Annotated in this window: 17 protein-coding genes; 2 read left to right on the top strand and 15 right to left on the bottom strand. The window is 44.4% G+C overall.

What is annotated here, in order from left to right; translation table 11 throughout:
• Positions 1-56: 56 nt before the first annotated feature.
• The 4 genes from rplT to thrS form a co-directional block, all read right to left on the bottom strand.
• Positions 57-410: a 50S ribosomal protein L20 gene (gene rplT / locus LY387_RS07180; protein WP_004401084.1), complete on the bottom strand. Its 354-nt coding sequence runs from the start codon at positions 408-410 to the stop codon at positions 57-59.
• A gap of 41 nt (positions 411-451) precedes the next feature.
• Positions 452-646, bottom strand: coding sequence for a 50S ribosomal protein L35 (gene rpmI / locus LY387_RS07175; RefSeq protein ID WP_019275792.1), 195 nt, complete (start codon positions 644-646; stop codon positions 452-454).
• 104 nt (positions 647-750) lie between these two features.
• Positions 751-1,239: a translation initiation factor IF-3 gene (infC, locus tag LY387_RS07170; protein ID WP_326492003.1), complete on the bottom strand. Its 489-nt coding sequence runs from the start codon at positions 1,237-1,239 to the stop codon at positions 751-753.
• 66 nt (positions 1,240-1,305) lie between these two features.
• Positions 1,306-3,231, bottom strand: coding sequence for a threonine--tRNA ligase (thrS, locus tag LY387_RS07165; protein ID WP_234495869.1), 1,926 nt, complete (start codon positions 3,229-3,231; stop codon positions 1,306-1,308).
• 320 nt (positions 3,232-3,551) lie between these two features.
• Between thrS and LY387_RS07160 the strand changes: the two genes are divergently transcribed.
• Positions 3,552-3,749 (top strand): hypothetical protein, encoded by a 198-nt coding sequence (locus tag LY387_RS07160; RefSeq protein WP_128650001.1) that lies wholly within the window; start codon positions 3,552-3,554, stop codon positions 3,747-3,749.
• Positions 3,750-3,836: 87 nt separating this feature from the next.
• Here LY387_RS07160 and LY387_RS07155 read toward each other — a convergent pair whose 3' ends face one another.
• From LY387_RS07155 to LY387_RS07105, 11 genes are all read right to left on the bottom strand, one after another.
• Positions 3,837-5,114: a glycosyltransferase gene (locus LY387_RS07155; RefSeq protein WP_234495868.1), complete on the bottom strand. Its 1,278-nt coding sequence runs from the start codon at positions 5,112-5,114 to the stop codon at positions 3,837-3,839.
• A gap of 147 nt (positions 5,115-5,261) precedes the next feature.
• The gene (locus LY387_RS07150; RefSeq protein ID WP_234495867.1) at positions 5,262-6,254 is read right to left on the bottom strand and encodes a hypothetical protein; all 993 of its coding nucleotides are present in this window, start codon (positions 6,252-6,254) and stop codon (positions 5,262-5,264) included.
• Positions 6,241-7,632, bottom strand: a complete 1,392-nt coding sequence (locus LY387_RS07145) for a DUF3131 domain-containing protein (RefSeq protein ID WP_234495866.1) — start codon at positions 7,630-7,632, stop codon at positions 6,241-6,243. Before LY387_RS07145 ends, LY387_RS07150 begins: the two co-directional genes overlap by 14 nt.
• 11 nt (positions 7,633-7,643) lie before the next feature.
• Positions 7,644-9,053, bottom strand: coding sequence for a DUF3131 domain-containing protein (locus LY387_RS07140; protein WP_128650004.1), 1,410 nt, complete (start codon positions 9,051-9,053; stop codon positions 7,644-7,646).
• Between the two features lie 28 nt (positions 9,054-9,081).
• Positions 9,082-10,398: a DUF3131 domain-containing protein gene (locus LY387_RS07135; RefSeq protein ID WP_234495865.1), complete on the bottom strand. Its 1,317-nt coding sequence runs from the start codon at positions 10,396-10,398 to the stop codon at positions 9,082-9,084.
• Positions 10,388-12,247, bottom strand: a complete 1,860-nt coding sequence (locus LY387_RS07130; protein ID WP_234495864.1) for a glycosyltransferase — start codon at positions 12,245-12,247, stop codon at positions 10,388-10,390. Before LY387_RS07130 ends, LY387_RS07135 begins: the two co-directional genes overlap by 11 nt.
• Positions 12,248-12,325: 78 nt before the next feature.
• Positions 12,326-14,476: a glycoside hydrolase family 2 protein gene (locus LY387_RS07125; RefSeq protein ID WP_234495863.1), complete on the bottom strand. Its 2,151-nt coding sequence runs from the start codon at positions 14,474-14,476 to the stop codon at positions 12,326-12,328.
• 10 nt (positions 14,477-14,486) lie between these two features.
• Positions 14,487-14,942, bottom strand: coding sequence for an ATP-binding protein (locus LY387_RS07120; protein ID WP_234495862.1), 456 nt, complete (start codon positions 14,940-14,942; stop codon positions 14,487-14,489).
• 13 nt (positions 14,943-14,955) lie between these two features.
• Positions 14,956-16,080 (bottom strand): sugar phosphate nucleotidyltransferase, encoded by a 1,125-nt coding sequence (locus tag LY387_RS07115; protein ID WP_234495861.1) that lies wholly within the window; start codon positions 16,078-16,080, stop codon positions 14,956-14,958.
• A 28-nt stretch (positions 16,081-16,108) separates the two neighbouring features.
• Positions 16,109-16,441, bottom strand: a complete 333-nt coding sequence (locus LY387_RS07110; protein ID WP_234495860.1) for an STAS domain-containing protein — start codon at positions 16,439-16,441, stop codon at positions 16,109-16,111.
• 9 nt (positions 16,442-16,450) lie between these two features.
• Positions 16,451-17,677, bottom strand: coding sequence for a fused response regulator/phosphatase (locus LY387_RS07105; RefSeq protein WP_234495859.1), 1,227 nt, complete (start codon positions 17,675-17,677; stop codon positions 16,451-16,453).
• Between the two features lie 151 nt (positions 17,678-17,828).
• On the opposite strand from LY387_RS07105, the gene LY387_RS07100 reads away from it, so the two are divergent.
• Complete coding sequence (locus LY387_RS07100) at positions 17,829-18,812, top strand: hypothetical protein (protein ID WP_234495858.1); 984 nt, start codon at positions 17,829-17,831, stop codon at positions 18,810-18,812.
• Positions 18,813-19,036 lie beyond the last annotated feature (224 nt).

Here is a 19,036-nt window from a genome sequence, read left to right as displayed (position 1 = left end):
TTAGATACAAAAAAGGAGAGCTTACGCTCCCCTTTTACATAGACCTAAACTGCTAATTAAAGAGCAGCTTTCGCTTTTTCAACTAGAACTGCGAATGCAGCTTTGTCGAATACCGCGATATCAGCAAGGATCTTACGATCGATCTCGATAGATGCTTTCTTAAGACCGTTGATGAAACGGCTGTAAGATAGACCATTTTGACGAGATGCCGCGTTGATACGTGCAATCCACAGTTGACGGAATTGACGTTTCTTGTTGCGACGGTCACGGTAAGCGTATTGACCAGCTTTAGTAACTGCTTGGAAAGCTACGCGGTAAACACGTGAACGTGCACCGTAGTAACCTTTAGCTTGTTTTAGAACTTTCTTATGACGTGCACGAGCTTGTACACCACGTTTTACGCGAGGCATTATGTCTCTCCTAAACTAAACGATTGATAAACTAAAAAGAATTAAGCGTATGGCATCATACGAACAACTGCAGCCACTTCACACTTAGGAAGGATTGCATTTGGACGAAGCTGACGCTTGTTCTTAGTAGTACGCTTAGTCAGAATGTGACGTTTTGTAGCGTGCTTAAATTTAATACCACCAGCAGTTTTCTTAAAACGCTTAGCAGCACCTTTGTTGGTTTTCATCTTAGGCATGATGAATAACTCCGCATTGTTGAGTTGTTAAACAATAGTAATTAGGGCGAACAAAACCTAGCCATTCGAGAACGGCTAGGTTTTCTTACTTGTAAAGCCGTTAATTACTTCTTCTTAGGGGCCAATACCATGATCATTTGGCGGCCTTCGATCTTAGTCGGGAAAGATTCTACTACAGCTAAATCTACAGTATCTTCTTTCAGACGGTTAAGAACGTCGACACCAATGTCTTGGTGAGCCATTTCACGGCCACGGAAGCGAATTGTTACCTTCACTTTGTTGCCGTCTTCTAGGAAACGAGTCAGGTTGCGTAGTTTTACCTGATAGTCTCCAATATCAGTTCCAGGACGGAATTTTACTTCCTTAATCTGGATCTGCTTTTGCTTCTTCTTCTGCTCTTTCGCAGCTTTGCTCTTCTCGAAGAGGAACTTGCCATAGTCCATCACACGACAAACTGGTGGCTCGGCGTTAGGGCTGATCTCTACGAGATCCATACCAGCTTCTGCAGCTGCATCTAGTGCTTCTTGAATAGAAACAACACCAACAGATTCACCATCTGCACCTGTTAGACGAACTTCACGAACGCCACGAATTTCACCGTTTAAACGATGCTGGTTTTGTTTGGCCGGTTGTTGGCCACGTCTTCCGCCTTTAATAGCTTATTCCTCCAGATTGAGCTTACGGCTTGAAACCTCGTCTTGGATGTATGAAATGAGGTCATCCACTTTAAATTTGCCGAGGTCTTTACCTTTGCGTGTACGTACTGCGATTTCGCCAGCTTCCATTTCTTGGTCGCCACAAACAAGCATGTACGGGATACGCTTCAAAGTATGTTCGCGGATTTTAAAGCCAATCTTCTCATTTCTCAAGTCCGCTTTGGCTCTAATTCCACTTTTTTGCAGTTTTTGTGTTACTTCTTGGACATAATCCGACTGTTTGTCAGTGATATTCATGATAACAGCCTGTTCTGGCGACAACCACGTTGGGAAGAAGCCAGCGTATTCTTCGATAAGAATACCGATGAAACGCTCAAGAGAACCTAGGATTGCACGGTGAATCATAACAGGAACTTGACGTTCGTTGTTTTCATCCACGTAAGTTGCACCTAGACGACCCGGTAGGTTGAAGTCTAGCTGAACTGTACCACATTGCCATGCACGATCTAGGCAGTCATATAGTGTGAATTCGATCTTAGGACCGTAGAACGCACCCTCACCTTCTTGAATTTCATAAGCGATGCCCATTGCTTCAAGAGATTGTTTTAGTGCTTCTTCAGAGCGATCCCAAATTTCATCACTACCAACACGCTTTTCTGGACGAGTCGATAGTTTCACTACGATGTTATCAAATCCGAACGTGTTGTACGTATCGTAAACCATCTTGATGCAAGACGTTACTTCGTCTTGAATTTGGCTCTCAGTACAGAACACGTGAGCGTCATCTTGAGTAAAGCCACGAACACGCATAATGCCGTGAAGTGCACCTGATGGCTCGTTACGGTGACAAGAACCGAACTCTGCCATACGTAGTGGTAGATCACGGTAAGACTTAAGACCTTGGTTAAAGATCTGAACGTGACCTGGACAGTTCATTGGCTTGATAGCGTACTCACGGTTCTCTGAAGACGTCGTGAACATCGCATCTGCGTATTTGTCCCAGTGACCAGAACGTTCCCATAGAACGCGGTCCATCATTAGTGGACCTTTTACTTCTTGGTAACCGTATTCAGTCAGTTTTTCACGGATGAATACTTCTAGGTCACGGAATACTGACCAACCGTTGTGGTGCCAGAACACCATACCCGGTGCTTCTTGCTGCATGTGGAATAGATCCAGCTGCTTACCAATTTTACGGTGGTCACGCTTTGCCGCTTCTTCTAGGCGAGTTAGGTGCGCCTTAAGAGCTTTCTTATCGTGGAATGCAGTACCGTAGATACGTTGAAGCATCTTGTTGTCACTGTTACCACGCCAATATGCGCCCGCTACGTTCAGCAGTTTAAAGTGCTGACAGAAGCTCATGTTTGGCACGTGAGGGCCACGACACATATCGATGTATTCTTCGTGATGGTAAAGACCTGGACGATCGTCTTTAGATACGTTCTCGTCTAGGATTTCCATCTTGTACGTTTCGCCGCGACTTTCAAATGTGTCGCGAGCTTCCTGCCAGCTAACCTTTTTCTTGATAACTTGATACTTGGTTTTCGCTAGCTCTTTCATGCGCTTTTCGATTTTTTCCACGTCTTCCATTGTCAAAGAGTGGTCTAAATCAACGTCATAATAGAAACCGCTGTCGATCGTTGGACCGATAGCCATTTTAACGTCTGGGTAAAGCTGCTTAATCGCATGACCAAGCAAGTGAGCGCAAGAGTGGCGAACAATCTCAAGACCGTCATCGTCTTTCGCCGTGATGATTTCTAGGCTTGCGTCGTTTTCAATCAGATCACACGCATCAACGCGCTCACCATCTACACGACCAGCGATGGTTGCTTTCGCAAGACCAGGGCCGATAGATAGAGCGACATCCATAGTGGATACTGGGTTATCAAATTGACGTTGGCTACCGTCAGGAAGAGTAATTACAGGCATGTATAGTCCTATTTACAGTGGTCTTGCACACCAAGCAAGACATGCATTAATGTCTGGCAACTTTATAGAAAACAAATTGCCGCGATGTAATATCATTAACTGTTCTTTTTGAAGCAAATACGGATGCCTCATCCAGAGCAAGCGGTCATTTTAACCAAAGTGTATAAAATAACAATCGAAAACGAAGAATCGCTTCAAGTCCTGTCATTTTAAATGACCTTCCCTTCGCCTTCACATAAGTCGATGCTGGTTAAAATGAAGGTTTGATTTCGTCTTTATTACGACTAAATTATATTCAAGGGCATGGAAAAGGAGTCTCTATGGATAGCTCAAACTATTACGTTAAACTCAACGCGAATGGACACTCAAGTGTCTATAGAAATGGTCACATTGTACTAGGCAGCGAAGTGGTTGAAGTCGAGCATCACGACCAAAAACTACAAGAACATCCCCAGGATACCGCTATTGTCATGCTCGCAAGTGGAAAACTCCTCGAAGGTGTGAAAGTCGTGAACTAGTCGCTCGGACATACCCTATCAGATATTGAATCGGCGATGGTAACGACCATCGCCGATTTTTATTCACTCCAATAACTCAAAATAGATTTAGCTCTGAACCGCATCCAGTCGCGCTTGCTTGATCCAAGCTTTCATCTGATTAGGCGACATAATAGAAGGATCACCTAGCGACTTATCATCGACATTCGCTAACTCGGTAGGCAGTTTATCGATGAGAAGCTCCAAATCTTTGTGTGAGTGAATTTCTTCGTCGAAGACTCTGGCCATATCACGACTGTATGAGGCATGTCTCGCCCTAACCGCTTTGACCAGCCCTTCTAATAACGTGTACCACGTCGTCATTGGGCCTTGTACGATAGAAGCTGACTCTGCAGCTGAGTCAATAAAGGCGAACGGGACCGTAGTAATACTCTTGTTGTACTCCATCGCGGCTAAAATCCAGTCTGTATCAAATGAAAAGTCATAGACAGTCGGATTTCTTAAGATGACCTCTAGGGCATCGCGCGAGTAAAGTTTAAACGCAGCTTGAGTGTCTTTAATGCCCTGAGTAAAGATTTGCTCACCAATCATGCGCTGCATGTGACGCAGGGTCTTAATACCTACACCCCATCTCTCTTCTTGCTTCACGAGAATCGATTCTGGATGTTTGCGATTGCCTAGAGCAACTTGCTTGTTTTCAGTCAGGTAAGGCTTAAGAAGCAATCCAAGTTGACCTAAGTGTACTGAGTTATCTGCGTCGGTATACACCACGACTTCCGCATCGTCTTCCAGGGCTTTTTGGCAACCCAATACTATCGCGCCCCCTTTGCGAGAGTCATCGACACTCGTTAAATTGGCTAAGGGACCTTCAGTCGTATGTACATAGTCTTCTAAACGAACCACAGAAACCCGTTCGGGGTGTTCGAGCGTTTTAACGATACCAGAAGCGATGCCCGCACTATCATGAGGACATCCGTCATCAACGGGATAGAGTTGCCAACTCACTTGACTGTCTTTAGTAATCCAAGCTAGCTGGTCAGCTTTAACTCTCAACGAGTCCTCACCATTAGGGTTTTGTGCTTGCTTTGGATTTAGCCGGTTATGCTCACCCCACATCGCAAACACGACACCAACTTTAATCGGTTGCTCTATGGTTCTCACAAACCGTTTTGAATCGACAAGTTTCACAGCCAAACGAAACTCAAGAGGAGCTTGCTCTTCAATCGCCAGCTGTTTTAGATCACCAACCGATAATGCGTCGAGAGCATCTAGCTGCTCGGCGAGCTGTAACAACGTTCTTTGCTGTTTATTATCGGTTAGATCAAAGTGCTCATTTGCTTGCTGAGATAGTTCGTACGCTTTGAGCAAATCCGTTTCTCTTGCCATAAGACATATTCCTTTTTGCTGTAGGTATAAGCAAACTAGGAATTAACAGAAAAACTTCAATTTTATTACAAAATAAAAACATATAGCAGCACAGAAATTGGCGTTTACGGCTCTATTTGATGGAACCTTTGGTAAGAACCATTTTGGCTAATCTTCTTGAGCGGGCACGGGAGCAAACGAACGCCTTTGAACTGCTTCGACACCAGAGGTACTTTCGGCATCAATATTAGCCCTTGGGACAGATCTTTCTATCTGAGTTTCACTGGGAGCACTTGTGTCACTAGTTTCTAAAAACTCAGTGACTGAGTCTCGCTCCATCGATTCATAGTCAAACTCTTCAATAGGGGTTGCTACGACGCCCCCTGTCGCTGTGGACTCAGACTGAGTCTGAATGAGGTGGCGATTAGTTTTCGGGACATTGGGAGTGGTCTGTGAAGGGGGTTCACTTGCCCTTTCACTTGCTTTAGGTGTTGTCGATTCCGGTACTGGAGCAAAAGAAGGAGCCTGTGAAAAGTTAGACTCAATCCCTTTAAGTTTTTTTTGTCCGGGAACGCCAGCGCCTACAGATGGAACTGCGACAGGCACTACCGGCTCAGGGATCGTATTAACACTGGGAACTGATGATCTCATTCCTGTTCGCGGTCCGTTGAACGTAAACAAATTCAACTTCTCTTGCCAGACTTGTAACACAGCTGCGTCATTTTCCCAAGATTGGTCATAACCCCCAGCTACATCAAATGTTTGCATCTGCGTAAGTAGTTGAGTATTCGCCTGCTCATTTCGCTGATGCAAGTGTTGCCTCATCTGGCTCCAGTCAGTACCGCCCGTGAGTAAATACCGCACACTGTTAGCCCAATACTCATAGGCTTTTGCGTCATTATCTAGGTTTGCACAAACTGTCGCGAGCGCTTCTGCAAGCCCTGCATACTGCCACATCTTGTCCGTACCCAACTTAGACTCTGATGCCAATATCTGAATACTTAATCTATGGTATTGCTCTGCTGCTTGCTTGTAGCGACCATTACCCGCCAACAAGGTTGGTTGGGAGAACAATCTAAGCTCAACATTTTGAACATTGGCTAGTGATGCAGGTGCAAATGCTACCACTAGCATTAGAATCAATAGTCTAATCATAGGCATCAAACGTCTTAATTAGGCATTTACCTGGATGATAAAAACGAGAATCAAACTGAACATCACGGTACTCTCTCGAGCCTGAAGGCTGGTACAGTTTTCCTTTGGTCTTATACAGCAACGCTTCTAGTACACCCGCATTGGTTTTTAGCGTAATACTCTTTTCGTATTTACTGTTTCTTTCATAACGCCCTTCGTACCAACCGCGTTGGGGATCATAAAGCTCTTTGACAAGTACCATGAGTCTGTCTGTATAGTCGGTTTTCCACAGTGCCCACATCTGAAACGCAACTCGCGTTGACACTAAGGCTAAATGATCGTGTGAACTGCCATCCTCAGCTAGCGTTATCCAAGGCGTTCCCAACGCATAGACCGCGTCATACACAAAGTATGGCTCTCCTGCCACGACATGATCACCGCGAGCGGTATAAATTCGGTCCACATCCCATCTAGCTTGTTGCACTAAATAAAGGGAGTCGGCCATGGCTGACATAACGGGATCGGTGTGGTTAGCGTCGCTAGAGCTCGAATCACTCACTTTATCCCAGTTGAACTCTAACCCCATCCATAGATAAGGTGTGCTGTAAACCGGTCTAAGCACATCGAAGTCTCGTGGGTCTCTGCCATCAAAGAGTAAATCTATGTTGTAAATAGTCGCTACATCATAGGGATCGATTCGCATCGCTTTATATGGGACGACCTGCCAATCTAGATAGCCATAAGAGGTGTACTCTTCAACACCTAAACGACCTTCTTTATAACGCGTAACGTTACCATCGAAGATAGCGCCGCCAAACAGTTCTCCTTCCTCGTTTATGAGCTCACAGAAGTTCCAGCGAAGTACGGCTTTGTCTATGTATTCAGTAAATTCTGGAGAGTACTGTTTGACGATGGCGAGGGCGATGAGTAACCGCCCTGTATCAAGCGACGACCAGCCGATGTCTCTAGGCTGAAGACCATAGTCGGTCATTTGCCCAGTTTGTGTGTGATACACCTTGTGGGGTATTTGCCCCATACTGAGGTTCATGTCGTTAAGAAATGCAAGTACGAGCGTCAAACGTTCATCGTATTGCTTATTCGAAATGAACTCGAATTCCTTCGCTGCCAAAAGGGCAAATAGATAATCGGCAATACCAGACATATTAGTCGACGGATAATTATCAATTCCGTTGACAAGACCCGTTTGAAGCTGAGTATTATTCTCCACGTACTTCCACGCCGTACTCGCCCACGCCATTTCCTGCTCAGTCAGCTCACCATATCGGCCCTGCCTAAAGGTCTGTGACGAGTTGATAGCATCTACCCCAGAGCCCACGCCCTGTACGATAGTGCCACAAGAAAATAGAAGCGGCATTGCTAAAAGCAAAACTACTAGCCTTTGCATTCAGTCAGCTCCTACGCTTCGTCTTTTTTCTTTTTAAAGTTTTCGCGTGGTAAGCATTGCCCCTCGTAGCCAAACGGTGTTTCCAGAGCTTTCTCCCAAAGACTTGGGGCTACATCATCGTGATATCGAAGTAGCTTGCCTTGTTGTTTATAAAGTAAAATCTCGAGCGTGATACCGTTGTTGTTTGAAGTGAACGTATTAATTTTCCCTGTACCGTTTTCAAAGATCCCTTCATAGAATCCTTTATCACGGTCATAGAGGTGTGAGATATGATCAAACAACAGATCGGTGTACTCGGTATCCCACAACACCCACATCCCCATCGCACCTTTCACGGCAACAGCTGAAAATTGTGGCAGATACTCACCATTTTCTGAGATTGTATTCCAAGCAAAGCCGTCGGTATAAATGGTGTCATAAACGAAATAAGGAGGGCCGGCTAACTGGTGCTCAGTTCTTGCCGTGATGATACCCGTTTGCTTATAGCGTTCTTCTTGTACTCGATAGATTTGCAAAGCGAACTCTGCCATCCATTCATTTGAATACTTATAATCGTGCCCTGTTCTATCCTCAGTAAGATCCCAACCCAGCTCAATTCCATCGAGAACGTAGCTCTCGGTTACAACATAACTGTGAGCCTTCAATTTACGAGGGTCACGGGTATCGTAAGGAATGTCATATCCATAGAGATTGATAGTGGCGTAAGGTTCAGGATCTGAAGCCTGACTGGTATCAAAGCCCCACAGTTGGAAACCCTTCGCAGCATACTCTTCATAACCTAGGCGCCCTTCTTGTAGGTACTGAACCGGCTTGTCTTTCTCAAGCAGGGCACCAAACATGGTTCCATTTTCGTCCACAACATTACAGAAATTCCAACGTAAAACCGCTTGGTCAATTCCCGTCGCATATTCTGGATAACGATGTTTCACAATATAAAGCCAAATCAGCAAACGCCCTAGATCAAGTGCTGAGTAACCAATCTCGCCGGGCTGGTTACCATAATCTACTTTTGCCGCTGACTGTGTGTTATAGGCTTTATTGGGTAGTTCACCGCGGAAAAGATCAAGACGGTTTAACGTTCCGATAAAAGCAATCAGTCTTTTATCCATCTCTTCTTTTTCGATAATACCTAGCTCGTAGGCACTAGTCATACCTGCAAGGTAAGAAGCAGCATCCCACCAAGTCACCGATGGATAGTTATTTACCGCATTAACTAAACCTGTAGATTCTTGGTAGTTATTTTCAAAATACTTCCAAGCAATGCGAGCCATATCCATTTCTTTCTCGGTCAACTCGCCTTGTCTTGCTTGAGGTATACTCCAATGATTTTTTCGCTCAACGATATCATCTGAAAACTGGTTGTATTTGTTTCCACAGCCAGCCACTGCTAAAGCGACGCATAAAGTTGTCAATAAGCGCATGTTCTTCTCCCTAAAACAGCTCGGTCTATTACTCTGCACCTACTCGAAGCAGTGGTCCGTTTTCTATATATGCCAGTGATTCCAACACAATTCCGTTAGTGTTGGCCGTGATAGCGCGGTTTGGTCGGCCATCGTCTTCGTATCTACCTGAATACCAGCCTTTGGTCTCCGAGAACAACGGTGATACTTCGTTGATCAGCAAGTCGGTATAATCATTTTCATACAATGCGTACCATCCGAACGCAGCCTTGGTTGAGAGGGTCTTCAGATGCGACTGATCGGTGCCATCATCTGAGATGGCATTCCACTCTTTGCCGTCTGAGAAAACAGTGTTATAGACAAAGTAAGGCGCTTCATCGACGTTATCCTCACTCACCGCCGTCACAGTACCCGTATCTTCATAGCGTCTTTCTTGTGCACTAAAGACTCGATGAGCAAAAATACGCGACACACTGTCTGAACCAAACTCAATGCCATCCAGGATGTAAGATTCACTCACCACATAGTTATGCGCATGGAATTTTGCAGGGTCACGCTTATCGGTTGGGATCTCGATACCGTAAATGTCAATTAGCTCAAGATAATCGATGTACTTCATGGAGTTAAAGACGTCTCGCCCCATCAAGAACAAAGACTTAGACGCATATTCTTCGTAACCAATACGTCCCTCTTGTACAAGTTCAAACCCACCCTCAGTGTTAGGGCGAGAACCATAGAGGTAGCCGTCAATCAGCATTTCATTAATCTTCCAATGATTCAGAATGTTGTTCACGTCAGCGTTGAACTCAGGGTACTGCCAAATCAGAATGTTGAGCGGCACCAAGATCCTTCCAATATCAATGGCAGACCAACCGATGCCATCCGGTACTGGATTATTTTGATAATCCACCATAGCAAGCGTTTGAGTGTTGTATGCCTTATTAGGAAGTTTGCCTTCTACAAGAGGCAGTCTTGCCAAAGAACGAAGCGCTTTTTGCATACGAATCTTAAAGGTGTCATCTGGAATGACATTGATTTTCTCCGCAGCAATCAGCCCCATTAAGTAAGAAGCTGTATCCCACATGGTCGTAGAAGGATAACCATCTACCGAGTTAACTAAACCGGTATTCTCTTGATAGTTATTTTCAAAATAGCGCCACGCCGTGTTCGCCCACGTAAACTCTTCTTGAGACAAAACACGTTTCTCTTTTAGAGGAATCTCCTCATGCGCTTCAAAGGTGATATTGCCGAGCACGCGCCCGTAGTCTCGCGTTTCAATATTGAAAGCAATTACAAGTGCGGTCAGAAGACCCAAAATGAATACAACATGGTGTCTGGCTGCTAGCAGCGCATCTTTAAACTTCATATTTCAAATCCTCCGTACCGGTCACTTCTTCTTTCAATTGCTCTTCTTTTGGAGGTTCCCAGAATGCTGCAGCAATCATTCCCCACATAGCTAACATATTGTTTAGAATCCAAAATGTGTTAAACACTAAACCACCACCTGAATACTCACCCCAGTTACCTGTGTAGTAACCCGTCCACGCGTAGAGAATGGAGAAAAGGCTCAGAACAAACACTGCAATTTGAGGCCAAACCAACTTGGCAAAGTTACCTGTCTGCCGCTCTTTCGGTGTTGTTGGGAAACTGATTCTTTGACCTCTTAACACCGTCCATAACGCCTTGAGGTTGACGGGGAAGAAAGACAAGAAGTTCGTTTTTCCTTTGTAGCCGGCCACGCCCCATGTACCCACCATCATGGCCAACTCTGCGGTTAGAATGTAAGGAAGAAAGTGCAGATAGAAGGTCACATCGTAAGCACTAACAGGCGCAATAGCGGTGAGGAAGTAAATGATTGGACACGCCAAGAAGATAATATTCCAAACAGCAGAAAGGTTAGACCAAAAGCTTGCACCATACATGAGCTTCTGCTTTAACTTCAGACCCTTACGAAAGATAGGATTATCATTCATAAAGATGTCAATCGAACCACCTGAATACTTAAATCTCTGAACGGTCCAGGTCTGCAAGTCTTGCGGTGACAGCATTTTGCTTTCGACTTTGGGATGCATTACCGAGCGCCAATTACGCTCTGAGTCGGAATGCAGCACAATGGACGTGTAAAGGTCTTCCGACACGTGGAATTTGTAGGGTGTAAACTCGGTGTCAAACAGGATTTCATTTCTAAGGTTGTCAGAAATAGATTGATCAACCGTTTTCTCTTTTGTCAGCTTGCGAATCTGTTTCTCAACGTCTTGCTGCTCTTTGGTAATTTGCTCCGCATACGCTCGAAGCGCCGCTTCCATTACCGCTTCACGTCTATGAATAGAGCCAGCTCCACAGCAGAAAGACGCATTTACCCAATTTCTTCTACGCTGAATCACGTCATAGAACATCTGTGGATCGTTTACAAACGGGTCTTGACCGAAGGTAACGGGTCCGTAGAATTTTTCAATACCCTTCCCTAGTCTCGCAGCTGTATTACCAAACTTTCGCTTCAACCATTCCGGTAGCCTTACTCCTTCTGGAAGATCAAAGAACCACTGCGGCGTTTGAACCCATGCCACATTTGGGTCACGGAAGTAGCCTAATGTATTTTCCAGAATCGATGGGAATGGACGAGTATCAGCATCACAAATAACGACGAAATCACCGTATGTCTGCTCCATTGCATTTCGAAGGTTACCTGCCTTGAAGCCAACATTACCCTCACGAGTGATATAGCCAACCCCCATTTCTTCGGCTAACGCTTTCATTGAATCACGCTTACCATCATCGAGTATGAATATCTTCATGTCGATTTCGTGCGGATAAGTTATCTTCTGCGCATCTTCAATACTGAGTCGAACCAGTTCTGGTTCTTCATCGTAGCTGGGGAAAAACACATCAACCGACAAAGGTCTGTCTTCGTCGGTCTGATTAACACATTGGTTAATGTTCGAAGGTGGCTCGCGGCGAGGTTCGTCCTTGGTTTTCCACAGGTTGATGGTAAATAGAATCGAACCAATGAACGCGCATGACTCCGCGAAAGCCAGCGGTAACGAAAACCACAGCGCATCCATATTGAGGGCATAGGTCCATCGCCACCACAAATACCAGATACCGAGGGTGAGATTACATGTTGCTAGATACTGATATAGCAACTCACGCGGTATGCTATGTGGCACTGGCTCGGGTGGCACTCTGTGCTCATACTTTTGAAAATAATTGTCCATTTACCCAACTTCCCTATTGAAAAGCTTTTATTCGCTCGTAAATGGCTAGTAGAAAATAAAGCCTAACTCACTAGCCCTCTAGTAATCTCCTGGTTGATAGTGATTACTAGAAATGATTTTTCCCGACTCATCGATTAACTCAATCGTGAATTTTTTACCTAAACGGTTTTGTTCGATATTGGCAACGAACGATACATTGTTTGCTGCCAGGTTTATTCCTTCTTGTCGCCAGCACGTAGATATGTTCTCAGCCCTATCCGCACATTTGACAGCAAGGGTCACGTTTGACAATTCATCTCTTGAGTCATTGATTACACTGACATTTATAAGCTTAGACGAAGAATCTGGATTTACACTCGCAATACCTAAAATTGGCTGAAAAGACTCCTTTAGTGCGAAGTAAGCCGGTTTCGGGTTTCGCGAATCATCCAAAACCGACCAAGTGATTGAAGGCCAGCTATCAACAAACATAAATTGGTAAATAACAGCGATACCTTTATTTTTCTTAAGTCTTAACTGCTCTGCCGCGTATTTATTTACTCTTCTCTGATATTGCTGAGTATTGTCAATATACTCAGTAAGAGATGCACCTAAATTCACTTTAGCGAGGTTTTGGGTCTCATGATGTTGGTAGTTTCTGTAAGCGAGTGCAGATAGTTGCTCTTGATTGGGTGGCCACTGAGTTTCACCACCCAATATTTCCTCACTAAGAGCTAATTCAGGGAAGGCCTGTGCACCAAATTCGCTGATGATAGGCGGACCCTGAATGTTTCGATAGTCTTTATAGTGCCCCGAGTACCAGCCAAACCAAGGGTGTTCATACGTGTAAGATGCCTCTCTCACAACTCGTCCATCTTCAGCTTCATTTAGCGCTTCAAAAACTGTTTGTGTGAGCAATTGATTGTGATTTTTGTCGTAGGACGGATACTTGTATTGCATCCAAGTGGCATCCCATGGCGGTTCATTATGCCCACTCCAAAATGCAATAGATGGATGATTAAATAATTGATTCGTCATCTCTTTGGCCTGCTTACCTGCTTCTGCGGCCGTCGATACCGAATTATCGTATCCCCACTGCAAAGGGAAATCTTGCCAAACGATCACGCCAAGCTGGTCTGCCATTTGATAGAAAGACTTGCCTGCGACATGAGCGTGAACGCGTACGCTATTAATATTTGCCGATATCATCAGTTCGAGATCTTGGCGATAGTCTTGCTCTGACACCTCACCAAGCCACTGACTTGCAATATAGTTGGTGCCTCGTACAAAATATTTTTGATGATTGACGTAGAACTGTTTTTCACTTTCAGAGTACTTAAAGCTGCGAAATCCGACTTGTTGGCTAGTTTGATGTGACAATTCTCCATCTGGCGTCCTCACCTCGATAGAGAGATCGTAGAGCGTCGGTGTTCCCCAATCGTAAGGCCACCACAGAGCTCTTTTCATCGTTGGAAGCGACCACTGAATAGTGTTAGCACCGGCAGTTAAATCCGTGCTGATCGTATAAGACTCTCTAACATCACTGACATCATTTGTAGCGGTAGCCAACGAAATATTGATCGTTGCACTTTCATTAACTGCACTGTCTAGTTGGAGCTCCAAACGCGCACTCGTTTGATTGTCCTCCCTTAACTCTGGTAAAAAGTGCGCTTGCTTTATCGCTATCGAACCCGTGGATTCAATAAAAACATCGCCCCAAATACCGCCTGAGTTAGCATCTTGGCCACGATCAGACCAGGCGCCACCAGGGCGAGTGTCGTGATGGTTAAGCACTCCCTTGAGCTCTTTTTTGTTCAGGGACCAGTCTTTTACTTTTGGATCATCTTCGCTGGTCACTATTACGGCTAACTGATTAGCACCTGACAGCAAGTGAGAGGTTACCTCGAACTCAAACGCGCCGAAGTACCCTGTGTGACTTCCTAAAGGCACGTTATTTAAAGCAACATCCGCTTGATAGTCCACCGCATCGAAATTGAGCCAGTATCGTTTTTCTGGAGCGGCATCTAGAGTGAAGGATTTCTGATATAGCGCTCTACCTGAATATTCAACACCCTGCGAATACCAGTTAGATGGAACCTTGATTGAAGCCTCCATCGGTTTTTCAGAATCTAAAAACTCAACGTTCCATTGACCGTTGAGTGAATACCTTTCTAGGAGATAGGCAGGATTGGGCTCACTGACACAGGCAGTGAGAATCAGAACGAAACTGAGCGACGCAAAAGCTCTCATAACTCATCGCCTACGCACTAGACTTACAAGATTTGATGAGTCGAAAGGTATTCTTTTCCCCCTCATGCTCTAGCTCAACGCTATCAACCAGTGCTGCTAAAATAATGAACCCTCTTCCAGAGGTCGTCCATGTATCGGGGTCATCTGCATCAGGCTCAATAAAGTCAGCTTCAAGCGCCGAAGCGAATTCATCTTGCGACATACCTTCACCAAAATTGGCAATATCAACAATGATTTTTGAATTCTGGCAGTGACTTACTATTTCAATCGGCTTTCCCTCAGCCTCGTTATAGGCATGTTCATAAGCGTTGTTTACTAACTCAACCACACACAGTTCTAGCTCATCGATCGTACTACCCTGAATATCCCAAGCAGACCAAAATCGTTTCAGGTCGTCAGCCACATCTCGAGATGTGGCTATTGAGCTCATGTAAGTATTTGAAAATGTGTGGTTATCCGTAGTCATAAAATCACAGTCCTCACATTTTGTTAATCGCATCGGATAAACGGTTAAGCGCAGGATGCGGTTTCAGGTTTGTCCACGTTGCGGAAGATTCGGTATTACCATCGTGACCGATACTAAAATCGCCAAAAATGGTTTGCTCGGAGACTTCAACATCTTTGAGGATCTTAGTGTAATCGAAGATAAGTGAGTGCTTAACGGTTGCACCCGACTCAACTTGGCAGTTCGCGCCAATGAGCGCAGGACCAATTATGGTTGCACCATCCTCTATGTGGCAGCCACTACCGATGACAACGGGTGGAACAATCATGCAGTTTTTCAAATCGATACTGGTATTGATCCCAAGCCAAACACCCGCTTTGATCTGTGTTCCAGGGACTCGATAACCAGGTACCTTGCCGTTTAAAACGTCCTCCGTTACCCCCCAGATATCCTTAATGTTACCGACATCGAGCCATTGGAAGTTCATTTCCACAGCGTAAAAAGGAACGTGCTGCTCCACCAACTTAGGGAATAGTTCACTACCGATATCAAACTCTTGGTCAACTGGGATATAGTCGAAGATCGCAGGTTCAAAGATATAAATACCCGTATTCGCCTGATTCGATAGGGCTTCTTCCTTGGAGGGCTTTTCTTGGAAGCTACGAACTATGCCTTTGTCGCCAGTGACCACAACGCCATACTTCTCAACCTCATCATCCAGTACCTGCTTAGTAATAATGGTGGCTATACCGCCATTTTTTTTGTGCTTACGCACTGCCTCCTTGAGGTCGAGGTCAATCCAAGCATCTCCGCAAACGACAACGAACGTTTCATCAAAGAAGCCTGAGAACTCCTGTATCTTTTTCATCCCACCAGCAGAACCAAGTGCTTGGCTTTCAAACTTGCCATCTTTTAACTCGCCTTCACAAGAGTAAGACAACTGGACATCAAAATGATGGCCATCGCCAAAGTAGTCCTCAATCACCTCAGATAAATGACTAGTATTTATCACAATCTTAGTGATGTTGTGTTGGGCGAACAGCTCAATCATGGACTCCATTACCGGCTTACCTAGTATTGGAATCATAGGTTTGGGTATTTGCTGTGTAATTGGACGAACTCGTGTCCCTTTACCTGCTGCTAATATCATTCCCTTCATAGCTGTCCTCCCTAGCCTTTCTTGTTTGTTAAGCTGACGCTGTCATCGCATCTTCAACCGTATCGAAGGTTTTAACCAAACGGTCCATTCGAGTCAGTTTGAGCAACTCTCTTACTGGTTGGCGTGCACCGACAATCGCTATTTGACGATCTCGTAGCAGTTTATAAACCGCCATTACCGCTCCCAGACCGCTACTATCCATAAAGGTTACCGACGATAAGTCGAGAAGCAGGTTAGGCTTAATATCAACTTGAATGTCTTCGATCGATTGACGAAACATTGGTGCCAGCTTCGCATCGAATCTCGCTTCTTGAACTTCAACAACGGTAAATAGGTCGTTGTTCTTTACTTCATACTTCATATCGTCTTCCTATTGGTTCGGTGTCCATTTGCAGACCAACATACTGATATCATCGTCAAACTCATCATTATGCTGCCACTTCCTGACCGCTGAAACGACAGCGTCTGGTTTATCTTCTAATTCAAGATCGCGACTGTTATCAATTAACAGTTTCAACCTTTCTTCGGTATAAAAATCATCTTCATATCTGGCTTCGGTAATACCGTCGGTATAAAGCCATATCTCGTCATTAGGTCCGAGAGTAATTGAGTCTTGCTTGTAATCAGCGAAATCAAACATACCCACAACAAAGTTTTCATCCCCCAAAAACTGTGTTGACTGGCTTTCATGCTGATACCAAATAATGGGCGGATGACCTGCCACACAATAATTCATTTCTCCCGTCTTTCGATTTAGAACGGCGTAGACCATGGTGAAATAAAGCGTATTCGAGTCATCTTGGCTATAAATCTCATTGAGCTTGGTAACCACTTCATCTGCAGAACGAATTTCTCGACCATTTGGAGTATCTTTAAAAACAACCGAATTCGCGCCATTCACGACAGACAAGGTTTGCTGAACTGAGAACGACAACAAGGCAGACGAAACCCCATGCCCCGAGACATCGAGTAGATAGAAACCAAGGTGGTCTTCATCAAGTTCAAAATACCCAAGTATGTCTCCTCCAATTTGGGCGCTGGGAATGGAGGTATAGTCCATCGCCACCTTCTCGAACACTTTCTTCGTGGGTAGCAACTGCCTTATAAACTCTCCCGCATAATCGAGGTCTTGACGCATCGTCGCATACGCCGTGTCGAGTGCCTGATTTTTCATAAGCAGTTCGTTATGAAGCTGGAGATTTCTAAATCCTGCCCTAATTCGTGCGTCTAGCTCATCGATTGGTGTGTTTTTAGCGACGAAATCATCCGCACCAGCATCGATTCCACAAACAATTGAATCTTTGTCGTCTTGAGAAGACAGGAGCACAAAAAAGATATAGCGATTGTAATCATTGGACTTAAGCGCTTTACATAGCTCCACACCATCCATTTCTGGCATCACCCAATCACTCAAGACAAACTGAATATTTTCACTTTCATTTAAAACATCTAAGGCCTCTTGACCATGTTCAGCGACCGTTACCTTGTAACCTCGCTTTTTCAACAGCGAACTCATGAGAATACGCGTCGTTTTGTTATCCTCGACGAGTAAGATCTCTTGTTTTTCATTTTGCGAGTTAGGTGTCAGCTGTATCATTTTTGAGAAATCGTCTCATCTTTGGAGCAACTATTTACTAGAATAGAATCTATGAACGAAAAAACAAAAAAATTATTGGTTTTCTTCACCTTAGCGACGTTCTATAGTTAAATCAGATTCCCAAGGGGTGAATGCAAGGATGCTCAACTCTATGAAAGTAAGTCTTAATATTCCGTTGTTGTTAGTGCTACTTTCATCATCAACTAATGCAGATGAGTACCTGTCGAATACAAGGCAACATGCACCTCAACCTAGCTCTCCCAACATTACCACTGGTAATAGCCACGATATAAAAGAGGAAGAAGAAACAGAACTTGATTTAATTTGGAGGGGCGTTGAAAGTTCCTTCGAACTGCCCTTTGGCGAATTAAAAGAGAGAGAAGGCCTTTCAGGTCTGAGTGGCAATTTTTCTTTGAATCTACCACTAATCCAAACACCGGCTGCTAACTTACCATCAGGCGCGGTCAATGGTCCATCTAACGTCAATTACACCGCTAACCTCTCTCTCAAGTATGTTCTTTTGGGTAATTGGTTTGCTTCAGGCACACTCTACTATTACTTCGACAAAGACCAACAGCAGCCTTGGAACCCCGATTTTACCTACGTTTTCGGTTACAGTGATTGGCGTCCATATACTTTTAGTCTCATCTATTCGAACTATGGGGGTAACCGATTTAACCCAGAGCCGGGGGGCTCAAGAACCCAATTTGATGAGGGCACGGTTTCTCTTGGATGGAAGTTCCCTATTACAGGAAAGCTTCTTGAATGGACCCGACTGACCAAAGATGGAAGTATCGGCTGTCAAGTGGACTACAACTGGACGCCTTCTTATTTTGATTTGGAATCTAGTAGTTATAAAGCGCACCATAGAACCGCATCGCTAGGTTGCAAATACGCAATTTGGGGTAATTGGTACGTAAACGCGACCGCGTTCTACTATTTTGACAAGTCCCAGCAACAACCTTGGAACCCTGATTATACCTATGGTTTTGGTTATTTTGATTGGCGTCCCGGTACCATTACTTTGCAATATAACAATTATTCCGGAAATCGCTGGAATCCAAGCAGTGCAGGTGAAAATACAGGGCGTTTTCTCGATGGCTCCATTATGATCGCGTACTCATTCGCATTTTAATTAAAATGAAGTGAATAGCTAACTCAAATCTATTCTCAAATTAAGAATGTCATTTACAGAAATATCAATTAATCTTCATCACAATTGATAAATCCCATAAATTCAAACCTTTAAAAGAAATATCTCTATTTGGCACATATCCTGCTCTTGTCTATGCAACTTGGTTTTGTTGAAAAGTTGTCAAAACCTCCTAAATCACTAACTAACGCTGCTAGCAAAAACAT

This window comes from Vibrio maritimus (assembly GCF_021441885.1).
GTDB classification, from domain to species: domain Bacteria; phylum Pseudomonadota; class Gammaproteobacteria; order Enterobacterales; family Vibrionaceae; genus Vibrio; species Vibrio maritimus_B.
Note: the sequence above shows the minus strand (reverse complement) of the source record. Positions and strands in the feature narration are given on the sequence as shown.

What these genes read in the sequence shown, in the direction of transcription:
- LY387_RS07120 (WP_234495862.1), bottom strand. Translation starts at nt 14,942, where the DNA reads ATGACTACGGATAACCACACATTTTCAAATACTTACATGAGCTCAATA.
- LY387_RS07125 (WP_234495863.1), bottom strand. Translation starts at nt 14,476, where the DNA reads ATGAGAGCTTTTGCGTCGCTCAGTTTCGTTCTGATTCTCACTGCCTGT.
- LY387_RS07100 (WP_234495858.1), top strand. Translation starts at nt 17,829, where the DNA reads ATGAAAGTAAGTCTTAATATTCCGTTGTTGTTAGTGCTACTTTCATCA.
- thrS (WP_234495869.1), bottom strand. Translation starts at nt 3,231, where the DNA reads ATGCCTGTAATTACTCTTCCTGACGGTAGCCAACGTCAATTTGATAAC.
- LY387_RS07145 (WP_234495866.1), bottom strand. Translation starts at nt 7,632, where the DNA reads ATGCAAAGGCTAGTAGTTTTGCTTTTAGCAATGCCGCTTCTATTTTCT.
- LY387_RS07130 (WP_234495864.1), bottom strand. Translation starts at nt 12,247, where the DNA reads ATGGACAATTATTTTCAAAAGTATGAGCACAGAGTGCCACCCGAGCCA.
- rplT (WP_004401084.1), bottom strand. Translation starts at nt 410, where the DNA reads ATGCCTCGCGTAAAACGTGGTGTACAAGCTCGTGCACGTCATAAGAAA.
- LY387_RS07160 (WP_128650001.1), top strand. Translation starts at nt 3,552, where the DNA reads ATGGATAGCTCAAACTATTACGTTAAACTCAACGCGAATGGACACTCA.
- LY387_RS07155 (WP_234495868.1), bottom strand. Translation starts at nt 5,114, where the DNA reads ATGGCAAGAGAAACGGATTTGCTCAAAGCGTACGAACTATCTCAGCAA.
- LY387_RS07140 (WP_128650004.1), bottom strand. Translation starts at nt 9,053, where the DNA reads ATGCGCTTATTGACAACTTTATGCGTCGCTTTAGCAGTGGCTGGCTGT.
- rpmI (WP_019275792.1), bottom strand. Translation starts at nt 646, where the DNA reads ATGCCTAAGATGAAAACCAACAAAGGTGCTGCTAAGCGTTTTAAGAAA.
- LY387_RS07105 (WP_234495859.1), bottom strand. Translation starts at nt 17,677, where the DNA reads ATGATACAGCTGACACCTAACTCGCAAAATGAAAAACAAGAGATCTTA.
- LY387_RS07135 (WP_234495865.1), bottom strand. Translation starts at nt 10,398, where the DNA reads ATGAAGTTTAAAGATGCGCTGCTAGCAGCCAGACACCATGTTGTATTC.
- LY387_RS07150 (WP_234495867.1), bottom strand. Translation starts at nt 6,254, where the DNA reads ATGCCTATGATTAGACTATTGATTCTAATGCTAGTGGTAGCATTTGCA.
- LY387_RS07110 (WP_234495860.1), bottom strand. Translation starts at nt 16,441, where the DNA reads ATGAAGTATGAAGTAAAGAACAACGACCTATTTACCGTTGTTGAAGTT.
- LY387_RS07115 (WP_234495861.1), bottom strand. Translation starts at nt 16,080, where the DNA reads ATGAAGGGAATGATATTAGCAGCAGGTAAAGGGACACGAGTTCGTCCA.